Source organism: Bacillus sp. FSL W8-0848 (assembly GCF_038007805.1).
GTDB lineage: Bacteria > Bacillota > Bacilli > Bacillales > Bacillaceae > Bacillus > Bacillus glycinifermentans.
The window spans coordinates 2,487,141-2,511,523 of record NZ_JBBOYB010000001.1 but is presented as its reverse complement, the minus strand read 5'-3'; the positions used below and the strand labels follow the sequence as shown (position 1 = coordinate 2,511,523).

The window sequence follows — 24,383 nt, the reverse complement described above, 5'->3', positions numbered from 1 at the left end:
TTATTTTATCTATGTGTAAATATAGGTGTCAAGACACATGTAAATTTACGGGAGGAATCATCATGTCTTCTCAGACCATTGTTGTGGTCGGCGCCGGAGCGGCTGCGCTGTCGTTTGCTGCCGCGATGCCGCCTTCATATGAAGTCATCGTCATCACCAAAAGCTCGGTGCATGACAGCAATTCGATGCTCGCCCAAGGCGGTATTGCCGCCTCTGTACTGCCGCAGGACTCAACTGCGGCGCACGCTGAGGATACATTGTACGCCGGAGGCGGCCACAATCATATTGAAACAGTCAATGATGCTATCGTAGACGGACGCAGATTCGTGATGGAGCTGATCAGCCAAGCCTTTCCTTTTGACAAGGACCCAAACGGGCGGCTTCAGCTCGGCAGGGAGGGGGCCCACTCGGCCAGCCGGATTTTGCATGCCGGCGGAGACGCGACGGGACGGATGCTTGTCCGGCATCTCATCAGCCGGCTTCATTCGAATGTCATCCTGAAGGAATACGAAGCCGCTTGTGAGCTATGGATCGATAACGGCCGCTGTGCAGGCGTCTGGACAAAAGATCAGGCGGGCTCGGTGCGTCTCAGGAAGGCGGATCATGTGGTGCTGGCGGCCGGAGGGTGCGGAAACCTTTTTCAAATGCACACGAACAACCGCTCAGTGACAAGCGACGGCCTTTCATTGGCATACCGGGCCGGAGCCTGCCTGACCGATTTGGAATTTGTCCAATTTCACCCTACGCTGCTCGCGAAAAACGGGCGAGCGTACGGACTGGTTTCAGAGGCCGTCCGCGGAGAGGGGGCCGTCCTGATTGATGAAAACGGCCATAGGATCATGGAAGGTGTACATCCGTTAAAGGATTTGGCGCCCCGCGACATCGTAGCGCGTGCGATTCATGATTACCAGAAGCAGGGAAGCCGCGTATTTTTGGATATCCGCGAAATTACGGACTTTCATCAGCGGTTTCCGACAGTCACTACTCTTTGCGATCAAGCGGGAATCTCATTTGAAGAGGGCCGGCTTCCCGTATCGCCCGGCATGCATTTTTTAATGGGCGGCATATCTGTGAACAGGTGGGGGGAAACGTCAGTGCCGCACCTTTATGCCATCGGAGAAGCGGCGTGCACCGGTTTTCACGGCGCCAACCGGCTGGCGAGCAATTCTCTTCTGGAATGCCTCGTTTTCGGAAAAAGAGCGGCAGAACGCATCCAAACCGAAACGACTGGAACGTCTCTCAGCGCAAAACGGCCAAGCTTGAAAGAGATTGCATTTGCCGTGCCTGAATGCAGCCTTGAAGACATCCGTAAAAACATGACCGATCATGTTTCGATTATCAGAACGGCGGATGAACTGAAGAAGGTGAAAAAATGGTTTGAAGAGATGCCGGTTCAGATGATAAATGTGAAAGAAATCACAGAGGAAGCGCTTGAATTGGCCCATTTGTGGCAGACGGCCAGATTGATGACAGATTCCGCCTTGCTGCGGACGGAAAGCAGAGGCGGGCATTTTCGCTCTGATTTTCCTTTTCGGGATGATGCGGGATGGAAAGGCAAACAGATCGTTCATTCAAAAGGAAGCATAACGATAAGACAAAACGAAGGGATTGTGAACAATGCAGCAGCTCACGCTTAATCGCATGCTCGAACAATTTTTCAAAGAAGACGTCGCCTGGGGAGATCTCACGTCCCAGGCCATTTTTGCCGAAGATCAGGAATGCGAGGCTTTCATTTCTGCGAAGGAAAACGGCTTGTTTGCAGGGGCGATGGTTGTAAAGGAAGGCTTTGGACTGATCGATAGCAAAATCGCCGTCGACATCGATAAAAATGACGGTGATCCCGTTGAAAAAGGGGAAGTAATCGCCAGGCTCAAAGGACCGGCAGCCTCGCTTTTGACAGGCGAGCGGGTCGTTTTAAACCTCATTCAGCGAATGTCAGGCATCGCCACGCTGACAAAGCAGTCGGTCTCGCGTTTAAATGACCCTGAGATCAGAATATGTGACACGAGAAAGACGACTCCCGGGCTCCGCATGCTTGAAAAACACGCCGTCAAAACGGGCGGCGGCGCAAATCACCGCTTTGGACTCGACGGAGGGGTCATGATCAAAGACAACCATATCGCCGCCTGCGGCTCGATCCGAAAAGCCGTCGAAAAAGCGAGGGCAGCCTGCGGGCCCATGATCAAGATCGAAGTGGAAATCGAGTCAGAGAAAGAGCTCGCCGAGGCGATCGAAGCTGAAGCGGATATCATTATGTTTGACAACTGTTCTCCGGAGACGGTTCGGAAATTTGCGGACATGACGCCTCCGGGCATTATAACGGAAGCATCGGGCGGCATTACGTTCGAAAATTTGCCGTTTTACAGGGGGACAGGAGTTGACTACATATCACTGGGTTATTTGACGCATTCAGCGAAAGCCCTTGATATCAGCCTGAATGTCAATTTAAAGAAAATGGGAGAGATAACAAAATGTCGATTTTAAACATGATGAACAACATGAACGAAAAGATGATGATGCCCGGCTCTTATAAAGAGCTGCCTGAAGAGGAAATGAAGAAGAGAATTTTGCATATCAAAGAGAAATACGGAGAAAAGCTGTTTATCCCTGGCCATCACTATCAAAAAGATGAAGTCATCCAATTTGCGGACGCCACAGGGGATTCATTGCAGCTCGCACAAGTGGCGCAGCACAACAACAAAGCGGAATATATTGCGTTTTGCGGGGTGCATTTTATGGCAGAAACCGCAGACATGCTGACGGAAAACAATCAGGTCGTCGTTTTGCCAGATATGAGAGCCGGCTGTTCAATGGCCGATATGGCCAACATGCAGCAAACAAACAAGGCATGGGAAAAGCTGACGGACATCTTCGGGGAGACGGTCATTCCGCTGACATATGTGAATTCGACGGCTGAAATTAAAGCTTTTACCGGAAGAAACGGGGGAGCTGCAGTCACATCATCGAACGCCAAACATATACTGAGATGGGCGCTTACACAAAAGGAGCGGATTTTATTTCTTCCGGATCAGCATCTGGGGCGCAATACGGCATATGATCTCGGCATTCCCCTCAGCCGGATGGCAGTTTGGGATCCAATTGAAGAAAAGCTGCTGTACAAAGGGGATGTGCAGGAGATAAAGGTTATTTTGTGGAGGGGGCATTGTTCAGTCCACGAAAAATTTACCGTGGATAATATTAAAAACGTAAAAGAACGCGATCCCGCCATCAATGTCATTGTTCATCCCGAATGTACGCACGAAGTCGTGATGCAGAGCGATTTCAGCGGTTCTACGAAATACATCATCGACACCATCAACAAGGCTGAACCGGGGAGCAAGTGGGCGATTGGAACAGAGATGAACCTTGTACAGAGAATCATCAGCGAGCATCCTGACAAACAAATCGAATCTCTCAATCCGGACATGTGCCCGTGCTTGACGATGAACAGAATCGACATGCCGCATCTGCTGTGGTCATTAGAGCAAATCGATAAAGGCGAACCTGTAGGTGTAATAAAAGTTGAAGAAGACATCGCAAAAGATGCCGTCAGCGCTCTCAACAGGATGCTAAGCATCAGCTGACGCCGAAGAACAAGTTTTTATCATAACCCCTTCTATTTCCGCATAAATTTGTGAGGAAACATATTTGTTATTCTAATGCGTTCGTTCACGTTTTTGCATAGGAGGGGAAAACGTTGAAAATTCATATTGTCCAAAAGGGCGACTCCCTGGAAAAAATTGCAGAAAGATACGAAGTAGACTTTCAGGAACTGAAGAAATTAAATTCTCAACTGAGCAACCCGGATCTGATCATGCCCGGAATGAAAATAAAAGTACCGTCTGGAGGAGTGCCGGTCAAAAAAGAAGAAGAACAGCTCAATATGCGTAAGGAATTGCCTAAAAAGAAGGAATTGCCGAAAAAGGAGCTTCCCAAAAAGGAACTTCCAAAAATGGAGCACCCATTTGCACAAGAAAAGCCTAAAGAAAAAGTGGAAATCGAAGACGTAAAGATGAAAGAAAAGCCTTCAATCCCGTACGTTCCGCCTGTCCCCAATCTGGGGCAGCCAGGTTTGCCGGAAGGCGATATTTCCAATCTTTATCAAAATGTAAACCAGCTCCATCAGCCGTTTGTACCTCCAAAACCTTATGAACATCAAGAGAAAGAGTCAAACATGTATTTTCCATGGACAAATGAGGAGGAGAGTAAAATGGAAAACGTCAACTATCCAAACGTTCCGAACCCTCAGCACGCAGGAGCGGCAGCTGAGGAACCCCCTGCATATCACGGGATGCCGAACGTAGCATCAGCCGGATATTATCATCATCCGCACTACTTTCACCACTATCCGTATTATCCGGGTTGCTTGATTCCGGTTTCACCGGTATTGCCGGGTTCTGGTTTGTGCCATCCGTGGTATCCTGCCCACATGCATTATATGCCTTATCCGCATCATGGCTATGTATCTCCGGCAGAATATGGAGGCGGAGAAAACGTCGGACACGACAATGCCGGCCATCATCACACCCACCATCATCAGCCCATGACGGCTCCGGCCTACATGCCGTCTTACGGAGCTTATCCGGGTCAAACGTACCCTTCATTTGCGCCGCCGAATGTCGGACACACGGGTGACCCGAACATTGCGCACGCCGGTGAAGAAGACTGCGGATGCGGACCGGGGCAATATTCGGGAGGCATTCCGACAGGCTACCCAGGCGGCATGCCATTCGGACAAATGCCCGGACAAATGCCGCAAATGGGTGCACCTTACGGAACAGGAGCATACGGACAGCAGCCGGCTGGAGGGCAAATGTTTGGAAGACCGGAAGAGGATGAAGACTGATTTCATTCGGGACGATGATATATCGTTCCTTTTTTAATGTTGTCTTTCCTTTAAGCGCTTCATACCAAAAAGAGCATATTGTCTATAACTGTCAAGGGTAACTCCCGGCATCCCGCACATCCTAAAAATGAGCGTCATGCTCAAAAATTAAAGCGGTTTTCACGGGGGGTTCAACCATTGGATAATAAGCTGAAAGTGTTCTCTAGTATCTTGCTTTTAACGGCGGGTCTTTCAGCATGCGGTTATAACAATGCCATGGATACGAGAAACAATACGCGCACGGTCGGATACTATTCAAACGATCCGGAGCGTGATGCCGGTTACGATCAAGACGGTCCTGTAACCGACATGATGGAAAATATGAACGGCCGAAACGGCACAACGAACGTATCGTATAACAATCGCATTCCGACCGGAGATGGAACCTACAGCAGGGGAGACATGAATTATCACAACCATTTGGTAAATGCGGCCAACACCGGATATAACACGCCGAAAAACCGCGCCATCTCACGGAACATCACCGAACGTGTCAATAAAATGGACGATATTAACGAAAGCCAGGCGGTTGTAACAGACCAAACGGTCATTATCGCCGTGCGGGCCAACAAAAGGCTGACGAATGATGATAAAAATCAAATCAGAAAAACGGCTAAAGACTTTGCCGGCAATCGTACCGTTCAAATCACAGCCGATGATGGTACATTCACCAGACTTCGGGAAATGAATAACAATTTCCAAAACGTATGGAACCGCGGGGACACCACGAACGAGCATTTGAACCGCCTGCGGAACCAGTGACAGACAAAATGCCGGGCTCAGACGTCCCGGCATTTTTCCCGTTTTCTTTACAAAACCGGGCAAAAACGTTTAAAGTGATACATAGAGACGACACAATTTGTTTGGAGGTAGAAAGACATGGCTGGCCATTCTAAATGGAAAAACATTCAGAAACGAAAAAATGCCCAAGATGCAAAACGGGGCAAAATTTTCATGAAGCTTGCCAAAGAAATCTATGTTGCGGCAAGAGGGGGCGGATCTGATCCGGAATCCAACGCAAGCCTGCGTCTCGCAATTGATAAAGCCAAAGGGGCAAACATGCCGAATGACAACATTGACCGTGCGATCAAAAAGGCGGCCGGAAACCAGGACGGCAGCCACTATGAGGAAATTACCTATGAAGGCTACGGCCCTTCCGGTGTCGCTGTAATGGTCAAATGTTTAACAGATAACAAAAACCGTACGGCGACAAACGTCAGAACCGCTTTCAGCAAAAACGGCGGCAGCCTAGGAGAGACGGGCTGCGTTTCTTACATGTTCAATCGAAAAGGATATATTGCCATCGAGCGTGAGGAACTTGATACAGATGAAGATGAATTCATGCTCGAAGCCATTGATATAGGCGCTGATGAGCTTGAAACGAGCGATGAACTGTTTGAAATATATACAGAACCGGAGCAATTTGAGGAGATCAAAAAGGAATTGGAAAACCGCGGGTATCAGCCTGTGACAGCTGAAATCACAATGGTCCCGGAGACGTATGCCGAAATTGATGAACCGGTTCAGGAAAAAATCGAAAAACTCGTTGATGCGCTTGAAGATGATGATGATGTCCAGGAAGTGTATACCAACGTTCATTAAATAAAAAGGACGCTTTAATGAAAGGGCGTCCTTTTCCTATGTTTTTAACCATTTCAAAACCGCTCCCGAACAGCAGCGGAGACAAGATTGGTTTTGGATCATATATTATGAGGGAGATTGGCATAAAGGGAAAGGAGGGTGTATAAATGGCTGAAAATTTCCAAAATGACATCCCGGCTGTTAATGTAGAGCAATTGAATGCACAAACGGCCCAAATCCTTGAGCAGGTCAACAATATGATCTCTGGCTTTGGCCAGTCCATTTCTGACTTGGTTCAGCAGAACGGCAATGTCGATTTAAGCAATGTCGACTGGACAAACAATCAAAACTTAGAGCTGAACCAATCCATTCAAAACCTTGTCAACGATTATATCCAAAGTATCAACAGTCTGAATTCCCAGCTGAACGGAACGCTCGGTCAAGCCATTGACGGAACGATTGTACAGAAAAATAACGACGAATAGGAAATCGTTGGCTTGGGTTTGTCGGCAAAGCTGATATAGCATTGCCGGCATTTTTTATAGATGAACGGCTGCGGAGACATCCGCAGCTTTTTTGTATTAAATGCTTTTTTTCATGCCGCAGCGTCTGCATTCCCGCAAGAATTGCCCGTTTTTTACTGAGCTTTTGAAGAGCGTGTAATCACAATTGTCACAGCGGCCGTGACGGACATCAGGATACTGATTGTAGTCGTAAACTATTGTCAAATCATACCCTTTTGTTTCAAATTCTGATTCTATCATATTTTTCACCTGCGCTTTTATAATCAGCTAATAGGATAACAGAAGGAGATGAAAAATGAAATATACTTTGCCGTTAAACATGACCGCGATTCGTCGCTTTTTTATCAAACCGTATACCCCGTTTGCAGAAATCGGGCTCAGATTCACGGAGAATGCGGCGTCAGAAAACAACGGAGTTGGCCGGGATATTTTCTTATCGGATTTTCCTCATAACAATTATCCATCTTTCAAACTACTGAAAAAGAATTGTTTTAATAAAAATATTTAAATTTTTATTTTTTATCGAACTTATTCATAATTGAATGAGCAATATGTAAAGCGTAAAATAACTGTGTCACAAAAAAGTCAAAAAACATATAACAGGCAGGCATGGAGGACATGCCCTTATACTTGTAAGATAAGCTGTAAAAGGGGAAGAAAACATGAAGAAGAAAGTGTTCATCTATTTGGCGATCGCTGCTGTGATGATAAATGGCGTCTGCAGATGGGTGGAGAAAACGTCCAGAGAGGAATTTCAGCGCCAGGCAGGGGACAGGTATGCCAATTTCGAGGAACTAAAAGCGCATGAAAAAAACAATTATAGCATCGACTATCATGAAGAAGCCGGTAGCGATTGTCTCATTTTTTCTCCCCACGGAGGAAGGATTGAAGGCGGGGTCAGCGAGCTTGTCCGCGCGTTTAACAACGATTTCTCAACATATTTATTTGAAGGGAAAAAAGATGAGAACAATTCAAATTTGCACCTGACGAGCACAAATTTTGATGAGCCGCTGGCCATGCAAAAAATAAAAGAATATCGCTACACGATCGCGTTTCACGGATATTCGGGAGACCGGCCGCATACTTTGGTCGGAGGCACGGACAGAAGGCTGGCGAAAGCCATCGTCAGATCGCTCGAAAAATCAGATTTTTCTGCCGAACTGGTGGAAAAGGACGGAAAATTCGCCGGAACGCACCCTGAGAATATCAACAATGAAAGCCAAAGCGGGTTGAGCGTGCAGCTGGAAATCAGCACCGCGCAGCGCAAAGAATTTTTCGGGAATTTTTCCTATAAAAAAAGAGCAGAAACAAAAACGCGGACGTTTTATCGATACGTCCGTGCGGTTCGAAAAGTATTGGAAGACAAATGTTAAGGCTCAAGCTTAATTTATTCCTGAGGAAAAACATGTTATTCTATGATTGATCTGCCACATCAAAAAGGGGGAATTCGAAAATGACGCGCAAAAACAGCATCATTAAGGAATTTTTATCACACCGTACAGTGACGGAAGAATTGATTCAAAAAATCGACGAAAAACATCTGGACTACAAACCGACTGAAACATCAATGTCTGCGAAAGAATTGGCTGTTCATATTCTCGATTCTTTCTATAAGTTTGCTTTGACGGCTAAGGAAGGGAACCCGGCCGCGTTTAAACAAAAGGCGGAAGAGGCGGACGGAAGCCTTGCCGAGCTTGCGAAAACGTATACCGAGAAAACGAACAAGCTGCTCGAATCTTTTACTGATGAGGACTTGGACCGTGAAATCGATCTGACGACGACATTCGGCATGAAAGTGACAGCTGAACAGCTTATTCAATTTGCGATCGGCCATGAGATCCACCACAAAGGCAACCTGTTCGTCTATGTCCGTGAAATGGGGCATACAGACCTGCCGTTATACGTCAAAATCCGCTGATCTCTCAAAAAACGCAGTCATAAAGAATACGATAGCGGCGCGGTGAGCACATTATGGATAAAACCTAAAGGAGGATGCCATGATGAATACACAGCGCGCCCAGGAAATCGTAGAATCGCCGGTGATGGTCGACGTCACCTACAACGGCCGGCCGATTTATATTCAGCATGTCGATCAGCAGAATGAAACCGCGAGAATTTATCCGCTCGGCCAGCCTGAAAACGAACAGGAAGTGCCGCTGGCGAGCCTAAAAGAGCAGTAAAAAAATCCCCTTCGTTCCGAAGGGGATTTTCTTTTGCCGTTAAAAGCGGGTCCGCTTCAATCAAATTCGAGTATGAATTTTAGACTCAGCCATATGAAAAAACACTCGAATAGCGCGAGTGTTTTTTCGTTAATTGATGATTTTGATGATCCCTTTGAAAGCCCATCTCAGCAAATAAAACAAAGGCTCGATCAGGTCTGCGAAAGGAAAAAAATCCCACTTATCATGCTTTTGTTTACGCTTTTTCTTATTCTCCAATTTCGCTTCTCCTTTCATAAAAAGGCATACGGCTGAAGCGCCGGATGGGTTTCACTTCTTTTGCTTTATGAAAGAAATTTATTTTTTCTGGCGGTCCATTGTTTTTGCAGCCAGCTTCGTTTGTAAAGAAAAGCGATCATTTCCATCCAGCATTTTGGGAGTTTTTGCGGGAATCCGTTTTTTTTATAAAAGATTTGATAAGCTGTTTTTAAGTCATCCCACTGTGTGCATTGTTTCGTTTGCGTAAATCTGGCGACATCGATGACCTTTACTTGTCCTGACGGCGTCAAGATCAGATTGCGGAGGTGAATGTCAGACGGATTTAATCCGGCCAGACGCGCATCGTGTAAAGCGCGGTCGACTTCCATCACCATTTCATCATCGATAGGAATGCCTTGATGTAAACACTCATAAAACGTATGGCCCTTAATATACTCCATTAAAATATATGAGCGGCCCGTTTCATAAATATCCGGATAATAGGAAGACCCTGACAGCCTTTTGTATATCTCCGCTTCTTTTTCGGCGGTTTTTTGAAATTCGGGGAAAAAGACCTTCAGCGCCATCTCTTTTCCCTGATCATTCAATTTAAAAACATAAGCGCTTCTTCCTTTCCCGATTAGTGTTATGTCATCAGGTTTTTGGACAAGCTTGTTAAATCTTTTTTTCGTGTCATATACGACGGCTTCTGCAAGGGTTTGCGCTTTCGTCACGTTACGTTCACCTTCTTTTTTTAGGGGCTCAAAAAAGAAAACTCTATATTGTTGTTTATACATGAGAATGGGCGACTTTGCATCCTAAATGCTTGAAATCAAGATGATTCACTGGAAAAGTAACAATTGTAAACAGCCTGTAAAATAATTCTCCGCTGCCTCATGCGCATTTTATTATAAACTGCAGAAAGCGGTTAAATTCCAAACGCGTTGGTCAAACTATGGGTAAATTCGTGAAGGCAAAAAGAAGGTGATGTAATGAACAGCCGGAAAACGAGGAAGAAAATCGGTTTTATTCTTGGCGGTTTGTCTCTTGCTGTCGTTTTTACCTTTCAGCATAAAGCTTCGGCAAACGATCCGGCCGCGGATCAAAAAGTTCATATCCAGTTTGAAAAAGTGTATTTGGACGGCGATGTAGGCATCGAAAATCGAGAAGAAACCATCGGCAAAGCGGAGGATGTGAAAGCCGCGTACAAAGGATGGCGGCTTGTTGACCAAAAAAAGGGCTTTATCCTGCTTCGCAAGCAAGTCGATGACATCTCCCCGCTCAGCAAAACGAACGGTTACATCGGCGTGACAGAAGAAGGCGTCATTTCGACGTTTCACGGACGTCCTGACGTTTTATCAGAGCCGATACAATCCTTTTTTCAGATTGATATAAAACGGCTTGAAAGCCGCATGGCTGAGGATCTTCAAAAAGGCATTCCATATCGGACGAAAAAGGAATTCGAGCACGTCATTGAGGCTGTGAAATCGTCCGGGAGCGAGCATCATGTAAAGGATATGAAGACATGACACCGTTATGTCTTTTTTTAAGTGATTAGAATAACCGAACTTCTTCCGTCTTAGCGAACATATGTTAACTTTTTCATTCTAGCTTTGCCTGTTTTATGTTACAATGAAGAGCAGTCAAAGAGGTGAATGAACGTTGATCGAATTTGTCAAGGGGACCGTTGCGTACGTATCTCCCCAATATATCGTTATTGAAAACGGCGGAATCGGATACCAGATCTTTGCGCCGAATCCGTTTATTTATAAAGAAAACAACGAAGAAACGATTTATACATATCATTACATCAGGGAAGACGCGTCTTCTCTGTACGGGTTTTCAACAAGGGAAGAAAGAATGCTGTTTGCAAAGCTGCTTGATGTCACGGGAATCGGCCCTAAAGGAGCGCTTGCTATCCTTGCTTCCGGCGATCCCGGGGCAGTCATTGAAGCGATTGAAAATGAGGATGAAGCCTTTCTCGTCAAATTCCCCGGTGTCGGAAAGAAAACAGCGAGACAGATCATTCTCGATCTAAAAGGGAAATTGGCGGACGTCGCCCCGGCGATGGCGGCAAGCCTGTTCAATCATGTGGAGCGGGAACAGGCGCATGAAGCCGCAACCGCCCTTGAGGAAGCGCTCGAAGCGTTAAGCGCGCTCGGCTACTCCGACCGCGAGATTAAAAAAGTGCAGCCTCACCTGAAAAAAGAAGAGGCGCTTTCGACAGATCAATATGTCAAAAAAGCACTGCAAAAACTATTAAAGTAAGGTGATGTTCATGGATGAGCGGCTCGTATCAAGTGAACTAGACAACCATGAATCAGCGATTGAGCAAAGTTTGCGGCCGCAAAAACTGGCTCAGTACATCGGCCAGGAAAAGGTCAAAGATAACCTCAGAATCTTCATCGAAGCTGCGAAAATGAGGGAGGAGACGCTGGACCATGTCCTGCTGTACGGACCACCCGGACTGGGGAAAACGACGCTTGCCGCAATCATCGCAAACGAAATGGGAGTGAACATCCGCACGACATCGGGACCCGCGATCGAACGCCCCGGCGATTTGGCGGCGATCCTGACGGCGCTTGAACCTGGCGATGTCTTATTCATTGACGAAATCCACCGGCTGCATCGTTCGATAGAAGAAGTTCTGTATCCGGCAATGGAAGATTTCTGTCTTGATATCGTCATCGGAAAAGGGCCGTCCGCCCGTTCTGTCAGGCTCGACCTTCCGCCTTTTACGCTCGTCGGCGCGACCACAAGGGTGGGGCTATTGACAGCGCCTCTCAGAGACAGGTTCGGCGTTTTGTCAAGGCTTGAGTATTATACGCAAGACGAGCTGTCAGACATCGTCGAGAGAACGGCGGAACTGTTCGGAGTCGACATCGACCCCCTATCCGCCCGGGAGATCGCAAGGCGGTCAAGGGGGACGCCGCGGATTGCCAACAGGCTCTTAAGAAGGGTCAGGGATTTTGCCCAGGTCCTCGGCAACAGCTCCATAACGGAAGAGGTGGCGGTTGACGCGCTTGAGCGCCTTCAAGTTGACAGGCTCGGACTCGACCACATCGACCGCAAGCTTTTAATGGGCATGATCGAAAAATTTGGCGGCGGTCCTGTAGGCATCGATACGATCTCAGCCACGATCGGGGAGGAATCCCATACGATTGAAGATGTGTATGAGCCGTATCTTCTTCAAATCGGTTTCATCCAAAGGACTCCGCGGGGACGCATCGTGACGCCTGACGTTTACACCCATTTTAAAATGGAGGTTCCAAAGACATGACTGACTTTCCAAAAATGCTGATGCTGCTTGGCGCTGCCATTTTTGCCGTCGGTTTATTCATGCAAGTCATCGGCAAACTGCCGGGGGATATTTTTGTAAAAAAAGGGAATGTGACGTTTTTCTTTCCAGTTGTCACATGTATTGTCATCAGCATCATCCTGTCCGTATTGTTCTCGATCTTCGGACGGATGAAGTGAGGCATAAGTACAGATAGAATAAGGTGAAAAAAATGAAAGTAGATTTGTTTGATTTTGACCTGCCGGAGCGTCTCATCGCCCAGGTTCCACTAAAAGAGCGGGACGCTTCGCGGCTGATGGTCCTTGACAAAAAAACGGGGGACATTACCCACAGTACTTTTAAGCACATCATCGATTTTTTGAACCCGGGCGATTTACTCGTGCTGAACGATACGAGGGTTCTGCCTGCGCGCCTGTTCGGCATCAAAGAAGAAACGGGTGCCAAGGTTGAAGTCCTGCTGCTAAAGCAGGAGGAAGGCGACGTGTGGGAGACGCTTGTCAAACCCGCCAAGCGGGTAAAAAAGGGCACAGTCCTGACGTTCGGCGACGGCCGTCTGACGGCGGTCTGCAAGGAAGAGCTCGATCACGGAGGAAGAAAAATCGAGTTCCGCTATGAAGGGATTTTTTACGAAGTGCTTGATTCGCTCGGGGAAATGCCGCTACCTCCTTACATTAAAGAACAGCTCGATGATAAGGAGCGCTACCAAACGGTGTACTCCAAGAAACAAGGTTCTGCTGCTGCGCCGACGGCCGGTCTGCATTTTACGGAAGAGATTTTAAAAGCGCTCGAGGAAAAAGGCGTGCAGATTGCGTTTATCACGCTTCACGTCGGACTCGGGACATTCAGGCCCGTCAGTGCGGAAAATGTGGAAGAGCATGATATGCATGCGGAGTTTTATGAAATGACGGAAGAAACGGCCGCGATCTTAAACCGTGTCAAAGAGGACGGGGGACGGATTATTTCCGTCGGTACGACATCGACGAGAACCCTTGAAACGATCGCATCTGAGAATGACGGGCGCTTCAAGGAAGCAAGAGGCTGGACGTCCATCTTTATTTATCCGGGATATACGTTTAAGGCAATAGACGGGATGATTACGAACTTCCACCTTCCAAAATCGTCCCTTATCATGCTTGTCAGCGCGCTTGCGGGCAGGGAGCACATCCTTTCCGCTTACAGAACGGCCGTTGAACACGAATACCGCTTCTTCAGCTTTGGAGATGCCATGTTGATTCAATAAATTTCAAAAGATTGGAGGGCTCATATTTTGTCGCAGCAACCGATACGCTATGAGTTCATAAAAGCATGCAAACAAACAGGAGCCAGGCTGGGGAAAGTGCATACCCCCCACGGCTCATTCGAAACGCCGGCATTCATGCCGGTAGGAACGCTAGCCACCGTGAAAACGATGTCGCCCGAAGAACTGAAAGAAATGGGCGCCGGCATTATTTTAAGCAACACGTACCACCTGTGGCTGAGGCCGGGACATGAGATCGTCAAAGAAGCGGGCGGCCTTCACAAGTTTATGAATTGGGACCGCGCCATTCTGACCGATTCCGGGGGCTTCCAGGTGTTTTCATTGAGCGAATTCCGCAAAATTGAAGAGGAAGGCGTTCATTTCCGCAATCATTTAAACGGGGATAAGCTGTTTTTATCTCCGGAGAAAGCGATGGAGATTCAGAACGCCCTCGGCTCCGATATCATGATGGCTTTTGACGAATGCCCGCCTTATCCGGCAGAATACGATTATATGAAAAAGTCGGTTGAACGGACGAGCCGCTGGGCGGAACGGTGCCTTGCCGCTCATAAACGGCCTGGCGACCAAGGGCTGTTCGGAATCGTTCAGGGCGGCGAATATGAAAATTTAAGAAAACAAAGTGCAAAAGACTTGATTTCCCTTGATTTCCCGGGCTATGCTATAGGTGGACTATCCGTCGGCGAACCAAAGGATGTCATGAACCGCGTATTGGAGTTTACGACGCCTCTGCTTCCTGCGGACAAACCGAGGTATTTGATGGGAGTAGGCTCGCCTGATTCTCTTATTGACGGCGCCATACGCGGCGTTGATATGTTTGACTGTGTGCTGCCGACGAGAATCGCGCGAAACGGAACGCTCATGACGAGCGAAGGGCGGCTCGTCGTCAAAAATGCCAAGTATGAAAGGGATTTCAGACCGATTGACGAACATTGCGACTGCTATACGTGCCGCAATTATTCGCGGGCGTACATCAGGCATTTGATCCGCTGCAATGAAACGTTTGGAATTCGTTTAACTTCTTATCATAATCTTTATTTTCTGTTAAAATTAATGGGGCAAGTGAGAGATGCCATTCGTGAAGATCGTTTAGGTGATTTCCGTGAAGAGTTCTTTGAGCGGTACGGATTTAATAAACCGAATGCTAAAAGTTTCTAGCCACATAAACGAGGTAAGCGATCAAACCAATTGAAAGGGGTGAAAAAAATAATGGAGATGCTTGGGACATTACTTCCGATTATTTTAATGTTTGCGGTTCTTTATTTCCTGTTGATCCGCCCTCAGCAAAAGCAGCAGAAAGCTGTCCGTCAAATGCAGGAGGAGCTGAAAAAAGGGGATAAGGTCGTAACGATCGGCGGCCTGCACGGTATCGTCGATTCGCTTGACGAAGACAAAGTTGTGATCAAAACCGGCGATGGTACCCGCCTGACATTCGACCGCCGCGCAATCAGAGAGGCGGCAGCCGAATAGGGAACGATAAGCCTGCTTATACATAAGCAAAAGCGAGGGAGCGGAAATTCATCCGCTCCCTCGCTTTTTCTCAGCCTCCCTAGGCGCGGCTCCCGTGAAGATTGACCCCGAATATCCCGCCCAGCGCGCTGACGCCCATGAATCCGGCATGGTACAGCACCTGCTTGACATTGAAAGCCTCGCCGAATCCCAAATATTGAAACAAAAGCACCGTAAGCGAGAAACAAAGGGCTGTCAACGCCCCGATCAGCCATCCTTTTTCCTTTGCTTTCCCTCCCGAAATAAAGCCGCCGATGAACAACGTAATAAAAGATATGGCGGTAATGAACCAGCTGAATGAGCTTTCCGTTAATGATGTTAATGTTAGTAAAAGAGATACTACAAGGCTTCCCGCAAACATGAGCGCAAACATCACGACTAAGCTGTACAGAATCCCTTTGCCTACTTGTTTTGGCTCGTTCATCACATACCTCCTTTCTGGAAATGGATGGGCTCGTCTTTTTAAATGTATTCCGGCCGGTCCCGAAATAGACTAAGTCCTTCCCTGCTTTTTGTACATAAAAGCACGTTTTTAACAAACGCTATGACATAAAGATTCAGAAAAAGGAGGCGGCCGTCTTGGAAGAGGTCATCACTCTTGTATTTCGGACGATCTTTTTGTATGTCCTCATTCTCGTCCTGTTCCGCTTAATGGGAAAAAGAGAAATAGGAGAGCTGAGCATACTGGATCTCGTCGTGTTCATCATGATGGCCGAAATTGCCGTTTTGGCCATTGAAAAAATCGACGACAACATTTTTCATACGATTGTGCCGATCCTTGTATTGACACTGATTCAAGTATTTTTTTCATACTTGTCGCTGAAAAGCCAAAAAATCCGCCATCTTCTCGATGGAAAACCGACGATTATCATCGACCGCGGAAAGATTGACGAACGGGCGATGAGAAGCCAGCGCTATAACTTCGACGACCTCTTGACACAGCTGAGAGAAAAGAACATCGAGCGGATTGCGGATGTAGCATATGCGATATTGGAGCCGACCGGCGAGCTTTCGGTGTTTACAAAAGACCGTACAGACAGCCGGATTGAACTGCCGCTTATTGTTGACGGAATCGTTCAACATGAACATTTGGAACAGATCGGGAAAGATCGCAGATGGCTTGAGCGAATGCTCGAAAAAAAGGGGTACCGCAGCCTTTCCGGCATTTCTTTCTGCACGTATCACAACGGCTCTTTTTTTATTGACCTTAAAGATGAACACAAACCGTAAACAAGCTACGAAATCCAGCGGCCGAACGGAGGAAACCGCTGGATTTCCTCTTTTTTGATAAGCCTGAACGCGATCAATAGGAACATATACAGAAAGCTCGAAAGCATGACACAAAAGAGAAGACGCACCGGTTCGGACTGCTCAAGGAAAAGGTGCTGTTTCATCCACAAGCTCAACCATCCGGATAGGAAAATGACGGCAAACGACATCATGTATTCCTTCAGATTGATGCTGATGGGGAGGACTTTGCTGACCGTCGCCGCATGCAGAAGCGTAACGAGGATCATGCCGGTGACGATTGCCAGTGCAGCCCCCATGATGCCGAGCGAAGGCCGTGAAGCAAGCACGAAAATCAGCCCCGTTTTGACGACCGCCCCGACCAGGCTGTTCATCATCGCCGCACCGGCCAAATTTAACGCCTGCAAAACGGCCTGGAGAGGCCCTTGGAAGTAATAAAATAAAAAGAACGGAGCCATGACTTTGACATAGATGGATGCGTTTGCCGATCCATACATGACGCTGACAAGCTCATCCGCATATGAAAACAAGATCACGACCGAAATTCCCCCGCTTAACATACAAAGCCTCATCGCCTGTTCGAGCCGGTATTCGACGATGTGCATTTTTTTCTGTTCAATCCCTTCGCTGATGGCGGGAACGAGCGCCGTTGACAACGAATACGTGATAAAGCTCGGAAGGGTGAGCAGCGTCAAGGCGAATCCCGTCAGCTCCCCGTACTGGCTGGTTGCCGCTGAAGCGGCAATGCCTGCGATCGCAAGGCTCTGAGCGACAACGATCGGTTCAAAGAACCAGGACAAGTTCCCGATAAACCGGCTGCCGGTCGTCGGAAGCGAGACGCTCATCAGCTCAAAAAACGTGCTCCGCCCCGATTTCAATGACTGAAAAAACCGTTTTCGAATTCTGATTTTCTTTTTATATTTAAAAGCGATAAACAAATAAAGCAGGGAAGCGAGTTCTCCGAAGACAGAAGACAGCATCGCCCCGGCTGCCGCAAACTCGATGCCGAACGGCAGAAATGCCGTTGTGCAGACGGCCACGAGCGAGATGCGGACAATCTGTTCAAGAACTTGGGAAACGGCAAGCGGCCTCATATTCTGTTTTCCTTGAAAATAGCCTCTCAGCACGCTGGAAACCGCGATAATGGGGACGACAGGCGTGACAGCCAAAAGCGGATAAAGCGTTCTTTCATCCGTAAAAAGCGTTTCGGCCATCAGCGGCGCATAAATAAGGAACACCGGGGTAATGAGCGCGCTGAGCGCGCCCGTAATCGCCAGCGACATGACTAAAATCTGCTTCGTCTTCCTGCGGTCGCCCCTGGCTTCAGCTTCCGCCACGAGCTTGCTGATGGCGACGGGGAGGCCGAATTGGGTAAGGGTCACCGCGAGGAAAAACGTCGGTACCGCCATCATGTAAAGGCCTACGCCTTCCTCGCCGATGAATCTTGCGATCACGATCCGGTTGATAAAGCCGAGCATTCTCGTAATCAAACCTGCTGCTATTAAAATGAGCGTGCCTTTTAAAAACGTTTGCTTGGTCATTTCTTAGTCCCCTGCCTTCTCAAACAACCTTTAATCATATACAATAAGATATGCGCATACATCGTCCAAGCATGACAAGTCTCTCTGAAAAAATGTGAAAGGAGCGTGGCTTTGCATGGACAAACATCCGGCTGATATGTATAAAGACCATTTAAAGCCTTTTCTTCTCAGCAAGCTGGAAGAATTTATGATCCTGGGTTATGATGATATTGAAATAAAGGAATTATGGTCATACTTATTGAATAAGAAATGGAAGAATCATAAGGATGTCCAAATTCATCAGCTGGCTGACGATATTTTATCAGTGAAAATTGGCGAATTTATGAACTATGCAACCGTAGAATCGTTTAAAACGTCTAATTTACTCGACAGCAAAGAAGGGCAGGACATGCTCGACGAGCTGCTGAAGTGACCGTCGATTTTTTGGGTTGATTTAAGGAGGAAATACATAATGAAAAAAGGACGCTTGATTGCGTTTTTCCTTACCGTTCTATTGATCGGTACTGGACTTGGAATTTTGACGAAGCCGGCTGCCGAAAACATCAGTCTCGGCCTTGATCTTCAAGGCGGCTTTGAGGTTTTGTATGAAGTTCACCCTGCCAAAAAAGGTGATAAGATCAACAAAGACGTCCTCGTCAGCACGGTTGAGGCGCTGAACAGAAGGGCGAACGTGCTGGGCGTAAGCGAACCGAACATCCAAATTGAAGGAAACAACCGGATCAGGGTTCAGCTTGCAGGCGTCCACAATCAGAACAGAGCGCGGGAAATTTTATCAACACAGGCCGAGCTTACCTTCAGGGATACGAATGACAAGGAGCTTCTGAACGGTTCGGATCTCGTCGAAAACGGCGCAAAGCAGTCGTTTAAGCCGGATACGAATGAACCGATCGTTACGATCAAGCTGAAGGATGCGGACAAGTTCGGCGAAGTGACGAAGAAAGTCCTGGCCATGCAGCCGAATAACCAGCTTGTCATCTGGCTTGACTACAAAAAAGGCGATTCATTTAAGAAGGAATCGCAAAAGGCGGATCACAAATATATTTCTGCACCAAACGTAAGCCAGGTGCTGAATACCTCAGACGTTATGATCGAAGGGAAGTTCACGATTCAGGAAGCCAAAGACATGGCGAGCATTTTGAACGCCGGAGCCCTTCCCGTCAAATTGACTGAGAAGTACTCGACATCAGTCGGTGCGCAGTTTGGGGAACAGGCTCTACACGATACTGTGTTTGCCGGAGCTGTAGGTATCGCTATTATTTTCTTATTCATGCTTTTTTATTACCGTCTGCCTGGATTGATTGCAGTCATTACGCTGTCAGTCTACATCTATATCACCCTGCAGATCTTTGACTGGATGAACGCCGTCCTCACACTTCCGGGGATCGCGGCTCTTATCCTCGGGGTCGGTATGGCTGTTGACGCCAACATTATTACCTATGAGCGGATCAAAGAGGAGATCAAGCTCGGAAAATCGGTTCGCTCCGCTTTCAGGGCAGGTAACAGGCGGTCGTTCGCGACGATTTTTGACGCGAATATTACGACGATACTGGCCGGAGCCGTTTTATTCGCCTTCGGGACAAGTTCTGTCAAAGGGTTTGCGACGATGCTCGTTCTGTCGATTTTGACAAGCTTTATCACGGCCGTTTTCCTATCGAGATTTTTGCTCGGCCTGCTCGTTGAAAGCCGCTGGCTCGACAGGAAAAAAGGCTGGTTCGGCGTCCGGAAAAAAGACATCTTGGATATCACAAAAACGGATGAACATACGGAGCCGCCGACGCCGTTTGACAAATGGGATTTTGTCAGCAAGCGCAAATGGTTCTTCGCGTTTTCAGGCATACTCCTTGCCGCGGGAATCGTCGTTCTGCTTATATTCAGGCTGAACCTCGGCATCGATTTCTCCAGCGGGGCAAGAATCGAAGTTCAAAGCGGCCATAAGCTGTCAGCCGAACAGCTCGAAAGCGATTTTGAACATCTTGGGCTCAAACCCGATTCGATCGTCCTCTCAGGAGAAAAAGAGAATCATGGTGTCGCTAGGTTTGTAGGCGTACCGAACCAAAAGAAAATTGCCGAAGTGAAAGACTATTTTAAAGACAAATACGGCACCGAGCCGAACGTAAGCACCGTATCGCCGACCGTCGGCAAGGAGCTGGCAAGAAACGCGCTTTATGCGGTGATCATCGCCTCGATCGGGATCATTTTGTACGTATCGATCCGCTTCGAATACAAGATGGCGATTGCGGCGATTGCTTCATTGCTTTATGACGCATTTTTCATCATCGCCGTCTTCAGCCTCACAAGGCTCGAGGTTGATGTTACGTTCATTGCCGCGGTACTGACCATTATCGGTTATTCGATCAACGATACGATCGTTACATTTGACAGAATCAGAGAGCATGTGAAAAAGCGCAAGCCGAAAACGTTCAGCGATCTGTCGCATATCGTAAACTTAAGCTTGCAGCAAACTTTCACCCGTTCGGTGAATACGGTGCTGACCGTCGTCATCGTTGTCATCACGCTTCTCATTTTTGGCGCTCCGTCGATTCGAAACTTCTCGATCGCGCTCTTGGTCGGTCTTTTAAGCGGCGTGTATTCATCGCTGTACATCGCAGCCCAAATCTGGCTTGTATGGAAAGGCCGGGAATTAAAGAAACCGAAACAAAAGACGAAAGAAGACTAAACATCAGGACTGTCCATGCTCTGGACAGTCCTTTTTAGCTGTTTATCGGCCTGATTGATCTTAAAAATGACTTTTGCTATAATGACTAGACTCCGAACACGCACGTATTTAAGGACATAACACAGAAGAGGTGGACGTTTATGAGAATGCGCGAATTTGATCTGCCCGGCATCGGCAGAAAAGTAGAAATGTTTACGCGCGACGCGGAAAAGATAACGATTATTCTTCATGAAAACGGAATGAGAGAGCTGTATCACTTCCATGAACATGATGATGAAGAATGCGTGTCATCCATGTGCTTTGATGATGATGAGGCAAGGCAAATATCGGCGATCCTCGGAGGCGTCGCGTACAAGCCAAGGGCAATCGAAACAGTCGAAGCTGCCATTGATGAGCTGGCAATCGAATGGTTTAAAATAGAAGCTGGATCAGAGGCCGCACAGCAAACGATCAGTTCCCTCGGAATCGGCAAACACTACGGCGTCACCGTGATCGGCGTCGTCAAAAAAGGCGGTGACAAAATTCTAAACCCGGTTTCAGAGACGATGATGAATGAAGGTGATACGCTGGTGATTTCCGGAGAAAAAAAAGAATTAAGACGCCTCATTCAGGAAAAGCTGACCGCGTCAGGGTAATTTATATGTAAGCGTGTTCTTATAAAGGTGCGCCTTGTTTTCTTGTTTACAAATGGAGCATTGCTACGTGAATGGGGTGATTTATGATGAACAAACAATGGACGTTAATTGCTGCACTTATATTTACGCTGGTCGTCGCGATTTTTGCGGTTATCAATGTAGAGCCTGTAAAGGTCGATTTTCTGTTCGCAACAGCCGAATGGCCTTTGATTCTCGTTATTTTGGTTTCGGTGCTGATGGGTGCGCTCATCATCGGCTCTGCCGGCGCTTTTCAGTTGATGAGACTGAAGAGGGAGCTCAGGGCGCTCAGAAAAGAAGAACAGGCAAAAAAATCGGAAGCTGAGGCAGAGCCGCGCGCATCCGCTGATTCGAACGACTGAAGAATGTACGAAAAAAATTGAATCCCCTCAGCCGACTCTAGTATAATAGGGTGGTTGAGGGGTGAATTTATGTTAGCGTCAAAAATGCGTTGGGACGTGCAAACGCCCGACAAAGAAAAGGTGGAGTCGCTTTCCGGAGAATTGGGCATCACTCCCCTTGCCGCCTCATTGCTTGTCATGAGAGGCTATGATACAGCCGATAAAGCAGCTTCGTTTTTATATGGCAAAGATGCTGTCTTTCATGATCCCTATCTGCTAAAAGATATGGAAAAAGCTGTACGGCGAATCAAACAGGCAATTTCGGAACACGAACAGATGATGATTTATGGAGATTACGATGCGGACGGTGTGACAAGTACGACCGTCCTTTTGCAGGCTTTAAAAACATTTGGAGCAAACGTCGATTTTTATATACCGGACCGTTTTAAAGAAGGCTACGGTCCCAATGAAGCCGCTTTCCGCCAGTTCAAAGAACAGGGCTGTTCTTTGATCATCACGGTGGACACAGGGATTGCCGGCGTTCATGAAGCGGATGTCGCCAAAGAACTCGGCATCGACCTGATTATCACCGACCACCACGAACCGGGACCGGTTTTACCTGATGCGTATGCGATCGTCCATCCGAAGCAGCCCGGCTGCAGCTATCCGTTTAAAGAGCTTGCCGGCGTCGGGGTGGCATTCAAGCTTGCCCACGCGCTTCTCGGAGAGGTTCCCGAAGAGCTGCTCGACTTGTGCGCCATCGGGACGATTGCCGACCTTGTGCCGCTTCATGATGAGAACAGGCACATCGCCAAGCTTGGCATCGCACAGTTTAAGAAAACGAAGCGGCCCGGCTTAAAAGCGCTGGCGAAGATCGCGGGAGCGGAGATTCAGCAGGCGAATGAAGAAACGATCGGTTTTCAAATCGCGCCCCGCATCAATGCCGTCGGCAGAATTGAGCAGGCTGATCCGGCCGTTCACCTTTTGAACACAGAGGATGAAACAGAAGCGGAAGAGCTTGCCGCAGAAATTGACAGCTTAAATAAAGAGCGGCAAAAAATCGTCAATCAGATCACCGATGAAGCTGTTCAAATGATAGAGGAGCAAGGTCTTGACCAATCAGTTATCGTCGCTGCGCAGCCCGGCTGGAATCCCGGAGTGGTCGGGATCGTCGCTTCAAAGCTTGTCGAACGGTTTTACCGGCCGGCCATCGTACTCGGAATCGATGAAGAAAAAGGCATCGCCAAAGGATCTGCGCGCAGCATCAAAGGTTTTGACCTGTTTCAAAACCTCTCGGAATGCCGGGACATCCTTCCGCATTTCGGCGGCCATCCGATGGCGGCCGGGATGACGCTCGATCAGGAAGACGTCGAGGTACTGAGGGAAAGGATCAATCGTCAGGCCGAAGCCGTCTTGACGGAGGAAGATTTCATTCCCGTGCAGGAAGTCGACCTTTGCTGCCGCTTGGAGGATATTACGGTTGACAGCATCGCTGAAATGAATATGCTCGCTCCATTCGGCACGGGAAACCCGAAGCCTTTCGTACTCGTGGAAGAGGCCGAAATCGAAGAAGCGAGAAAAATCGGCGCCAATCAAAATCACTTGAAGCTCATGCTTGCCGATGGACAGGCGAAGCTGGACTGCGTCGGTTTTTATAAAGGGGAAATCGAAGAAAACGTCGTTCCCGGAGCGAAGATTTCTCTCGTCGGCGAACTGTCGATCAACGAATGGAACAATAGAAAAAAACCGCAATTGATGATAAAAGATGCAGCCGTAAAAGAATGGCAGCTCTTTGATTTAAGAGGAAAGCGGTCATGGGAAGAAAAAATTCTGAAATTGGACCCTGAAAAGCGTTCATTCATTTGTTTTCGGGAGGAAACAAAAACAAAACTGGCGGATACCGGCCTGCGTGATGAGCTGATTGTGATCAGAAGCGAAGAAGAGGCAATGAAGCTCGATCTACATAATCGCTATGCCGTTTTTATCGATACGCCGCAATCGATTGATATATTTGACCATGCTGTAAAAGAAAAACGGCTGGAGCGGATGTATTTAATTTTCAACCAATCTGATGATCACTTTTTTTCCACATTTCCGACAAGGGATTATTTTAAATGGTATTATGCTTTTCTTCTGAAAAGAGGCTCTTTTGACCTGGCGAAATACGGCGGAGAGCTGGCCAGGCATAAAGGGTGGACAAAAGATACAATCGATTTTATGACAAAGGTGTTTTTTGAGCTCGGTTTTGTTACAATAGAGAATGGTGTTTTATCTGTTGTACATGGTGCGGCAAAACGGGATTTAACAGATTCTGAAACGTACCGGAAAAAACAGCGCCTGATTGAATTGGAGCAAAAGCTCGTCTATTCTTCGGCGGATGAGCTTAAACAGTGGCTGAATAAGCGGATGAATGAGAGTTCTGAAGCTTTGAAAGTATGAGGAGGACATGAAAAC

At 47.6% G+C, this 24,383-nt stretch carries 28 protein-coding genes; 23 read left to right on the top strand and 5 right to left on the bottom strand.

From position 1 onward, the window contains the following. Positions 1–62 precede the first annotated feature (62 nt). The 7 genes from nadB (at position 63) to NSQ39_RS13075 (ending at position 6,951) form a co-directional block, all read left to right on the top strand. Complete coding sequence (gene nadB, locus NSQ39_RS13105) at positions 63–1,637, top strand: L-aspartate oxidase (RefSeq protein ID WP_175075655.1); 1,575 nt, start codon at positions 63–65, stop codon at positions 1,635–1,637. Next, the gene (gene nadC, locus NSQ39_RS13100) at positions 1,618–2,484 is read left to right on the top strand and encodes a carboxylating nicotinate-nucleotide diphosphorylase (RefSeq protein WP_175075654.1); all 867 of its coding nucleotides are present in this window, start codon (positions 1,618–1,620) and stop codon (positions 2,482–2,484) included. The genes nadB and nadC overlap by 20 nt, the downstream gene beginning before the upstream one ends. Then, the gene (gene nadA / locus NSQ39_RS13095) at positions 2,472–3,584 is read left to right on the top strand and encodes a quinolinate synthase NadA (RefSeq protein ID WP_175075653.1); all 1,113 of its coding nucleotides are present in this window, start codon (positions 2,472–2,474) and stop codon (positions 3,582–3,584) included. Before nadC ends, nadA begins: the two co-directional genes overlap by 13 nt. Positions 3,585–3,697: 113 nt before the next feature. Further along, entirely contained in the window at positions 3,698–4,846 is a 1,149-nt protein-coding gene (gene safA / locus NSQ39_RS13090) for a SafA/ExsA family spore coat assembly protein (RefSeq protein WP_175075652.1), read from the top strand. A 177-nt stretch (positions 4,847–5,023) separates the two neighbouring features. Continuing rightward, on the top strand, positions 5,024–5,647 hold the full coding sequence (locus NSQ39_RS13085; RefSeq protein WP_175075651.1) for a YhcN/YlaJ family sporulation lipoprotein: 624 nt from the start codon (positions 5,024–5,026) through the stop codon (positions 5,645–5,647). 117 nt (positions 5,648–5,764) lie between these two features. Beyond that, complete coding sequence (locus NSQ39_RS13080) at positions 5,765–6,487, top strand: YebC/PmpR family DNA-binding transcriptional regulator (protein WP_175075650.1); 723 nt, start codon at positions 5,765–5,767, stop codon at positions 6,485–6,487. A gap of 146 nt (positions 6,488–6,633) precedes the next feature. Further along, a complete protein-coding gene (locus tag NSQ39_RS13075) occupies positions 6,634–6,951 on the top strand; it encodes a hypothetical protein (protein WP_175075649.1) in 318 nt (105 codons plus the stop codon). Positions 6,952–7,047: 96 nt separating this feature from the next. On the opposite strand, the gene NSQ39_RS13070 is transcribed toward NSQ39_RS13075, so the two are convergent. Next, a complete protein-coding gene (locus tag NSQ39_RS13070; protein ID WP_046132152.1) occupies positions 7,048–7,227 on the bottom strand; it encodes a hypothetical protein in 180 nt (59 codons plus the stop codon). Between the two features lie 425 nt (positions 7,228–7,652). Here NSQ39_RS13070 and NSQ39_RS13065 point away from each other — a divergent pair, with 425 nt between their 5' ends. The 3 genes from NSQ39_RS13065 to NSQ39_RS13055 all read left to right on the top strand — a co-directional run bounded on the left by NSQ39_RS13065 (position 7,653) and on the right by NSQ39_RS13055 (position 9,170). Next, positions 7,653–8,363: a poly-gamma-glutamate hydrolase family protein gene (locus tag NSQ39_RS13065; protein WP_175075648.1), complete on the top strand. Its 711-nt coding sequence runs from the start codon at positions 7,653–7,655 to the stop codon at positions 8,361–8,363. An 80-nt stretch (positions 8,364–8,443) separates the two neighbouring features. Then, positions 8,444–8,908, top strand: a complete 465-nt coding sequence (locus NSQ39_RS13060) for a DinB family protein (protein ID WP_046132088.1) — start codon at positions 8,444–8,446, stop codon at positions 8,906–8,908. 82 nt (positions 8,909–8,990) lie between these two features. Then, complete coding sequence (locus NSQ39_RS13055) at positions 8,991–9,170, top strand: small acid-soluble spore protein H (RefSeq protein WP_046132089.1); 180 nt, start codon at positions 8,991–8,993, stop codon at positions 9,168–9,170. Positions 9,171–9,299: 129 nt separating this feature from the next. Here NSQ39_RS13055 and NSQ39_RS13050 read toward each other — a convergent pair whose 3' ends face one another. Together NSQ39_RS13050 and NSQ39_RS13045 are read right to left on the bottom strand one after the other, a co-directional pair. Then, on the bottom strand, positions 9,300–9,428 hold the full coding sequence (locus tag NSQ39_RS13050; RefSeq protein WP_272901826.1) for a hypothetical protein: 129 nt from the start codon (positions 9,426–9,428) through the stop codon (positions 9,300–9,302). Positions 9,429–9,493: 65 nt separating this feature from the next. Continuing rightward, positions 9,494–10,141, bottom strand: coding sequence for a phosphotransferase (locus tag NSQ39_RS13045; protein ID WP_175075647.1), 648 nt, complete (start codon positions 10,139–10,141; stop codon positions 9,494–9,496). Positions 10,142–10,399: 258 nt separating this feature from the next. Between NSQ39_RS13045 and NSQ39_RS13040 the strand changes: the two genes are divergently transcribed. The 7 genes from NSQ39_RS13040 to yajC all read left to right on the top strand — a co-directional run bounded on the left by NSQ39_RS13040 (position 10,400) and on the right by yajC (position 15,430). Continuing rightward, positions 10,400–10,936, top strand: a complete 537-nt coding sequence (locus tag NSQ39_RS13040; protein WP_046132091.1) for a BofC C-terminal domain-containing protein — start codon at positions 10,400–10,402, stop codon at positions 10,934–10,936. 133 nt (positions 10,937–11,069) lie between these two features. After that, the gene (gene ruvA, locus NSQ39_RS13035) at positions 11,070–11,675 is read left to right on the top strand and encodes a Holliday junction branch migration protein RuvA (protein ID WP_046132092.1); all 606 of its coding nucleotides are present in this window, start codon (positions 11,070–11,072) and stop codon (positions 11,673–11,675) included. 10 nt (positions 11,676–11,685) lie between these two features. Then, on the top strand, positions 11,686–12,687 hold the full coding sequence (gene ruvB / locus NSQ39_RS13030; RefSeq protein ID WP_046132093.1) for a Holliday junction branch migration DNA helicase RuvB: 1,002 nt from the start codon (positions 11,686–11,688) through the stop codon (positions 12,685–12,687). Further along, positions 12,684–12,884 carry a DUF2905 domain-containing protein gene (locus NSQ39_RS13025; RefSeq protein WP_046132094.1) on the top strand — a complete coding sequence of 67 codons (201 nt, stop codon included), beginning with the start codon at positions 12,684–12,686 and terminating at the stop codon, positions 12,882–12,884. The genes ruvB and NSQ39_RS13025 overlap by 4 nt, the downstream gene beginning before the upstream one ends. A 32-nt stretch (positions 12,885–12,916) precedes the next feature. Then, on the top strand, positions 12,917–13,945 hold the full coding sequence (gene queA / locus NSQ39_RS13020) for a tRNA preQ1(34) S-adenosylmethionine ribosyltransferase-isomerase QueA (RefSeq protein ID WP_046132095.1): 1,029 nt from the start codon (positions 12,917–12,919) through the stop codon (positions 13,943–13,945). A gap of 27 nt (positions 13,946–13,972) precedes the next feature. Further along, complete coding sequence (gene tgt, locus NSQ39_RS13015) at positions 13,973–15,118, top strand: tRNA guanosine(34) transglycosylase Tgt (protein WP_046132096.1); 1,146 nt, start codon at positions 13,973–13,975, stop codon at positions 15,116–15,118. Between the two features lie 51 nt (positions 15,119–15,169). Further along, positions 15,170–15,430: a preprotein translocase subunit YajC gene (gene yajC, locus NSQ39_RS13010; protein WP_046132097.1), complete on the top strand. Its 261-nt coding sequence runs from the start codon at positions 15,170–15,172 to the stop codon at positions 15,428–15,430. A gap of 79 nt (positions 15,431–15,509) precedes the next feature. Here yajC and NSQ39_RS13005 read toward each other — a convergent pair whose 3' ends face one another. Beyond that, complete coding sequence (locus NSQ39_RS13005; protein WP_046132098.1) at positions 15,510–15,893, bottom strand: TIGR04086 family membrane protein; 384 nt, start codon at positions 15,891–15,893, stop codon at positions 15,510–15,512. A 155-nt stretch (positions 15,894–16,048) separates the two neighbouring features. Between NSQ39_RS13005 and NSQ39_RS13000 the strand changes: the two genes are divergently transcribed. Next, positions 16,049–16,699, top strand: coding sequence for a DUF421 domain-containing protein (locus tag NSQ39_RS13000; protein WP_175075646.1), 651 nt, complete (start codon positions 16,049–16,051; stop codon positions 16,697–16,699). A gap of 5 nt (positions 16,700–16,704) precedes the next feature. On the opposite strand, the gene spoVB is transcribed toward NSQ39_RS13000, so the two are convergent. Continuing rightward, a complete protein-coding gene (gene spoVB / locus NSQ39_RS12995; protein ID WP_175075645.1) occupies positions 16,705–18,258 on the bottom strand; it encodes a stage V sporulation protein B in 1,554 nt (517 codons plus the stop codon). Between the two features lie 115 nt (positions 18,259–18,373). Here spoVB and NSQ39_RS12990 point away from each other — a divergent pair, with 115 nt between their 5' ends. The 5 genes from NSQ39_RS12990 (at position 18,374) to recJ (ending at position 24,368) form a co-directional block, all read left to right on the top strand. Continuing rightward, positions 18,374–18,670 (top strand): post-transcriptional regulator, encoded by a 297-nt coding sequence (locus tag NSQ39_RS12990; protein ID WP_046132101.1) that lies wholly within the window; start codon positions 18,374–18,376, stop codon positions 18,668–18,670. 39 nt (positions 18,671–18,709) lie between these two features. Next, complete coding sequence (gene secDF / locus NSQ39_RS12985) at positions 18,710–20,935, top strand: protein translocase subunit SecDF (protein ID WP_175075644.1); 2,226 nt, start codon at positions 18,710–18,712, stop codon at positions 20,933–20,935. A gap of 140 nt (positions 20,936–21,075) precedes the next feature. Beyond that, entirely contained in the window at positions 21,076–21,570 is a 495-nt protein-coding gene (locus tag NSQ39_RS12980; RefSeq protein WP_046132103.1) for a cation:proton antiporter regulatory subunit, read from the top strand. Between the two features lie 86 nt (positions 21,571–21,656). Then, positions 21,657–21,950, top strand: a complete 294-nt coding sequence (locus NSQ39_RS12975; protein ID WP_046132104.1) for a LapA family protein — start codon at positions 21,657–21,659, stop codon at positions 21,948–21,950. 69 nt (positions 21,951–22,019) lie between these two features. Beyond that, a complete protein-coding gene (gene recJ / locus NSQ39_RS12970) occupies positions 22,020–24,368 on the top strand; it encodes a single-stranded-DNA-specific exonuclease RecJ (protein ID WP_216899098.1) in 2,349 nt (782 codons plus the stop codon). Positions 24,369–24,383 lie beyond the last annotated feature (15 nt).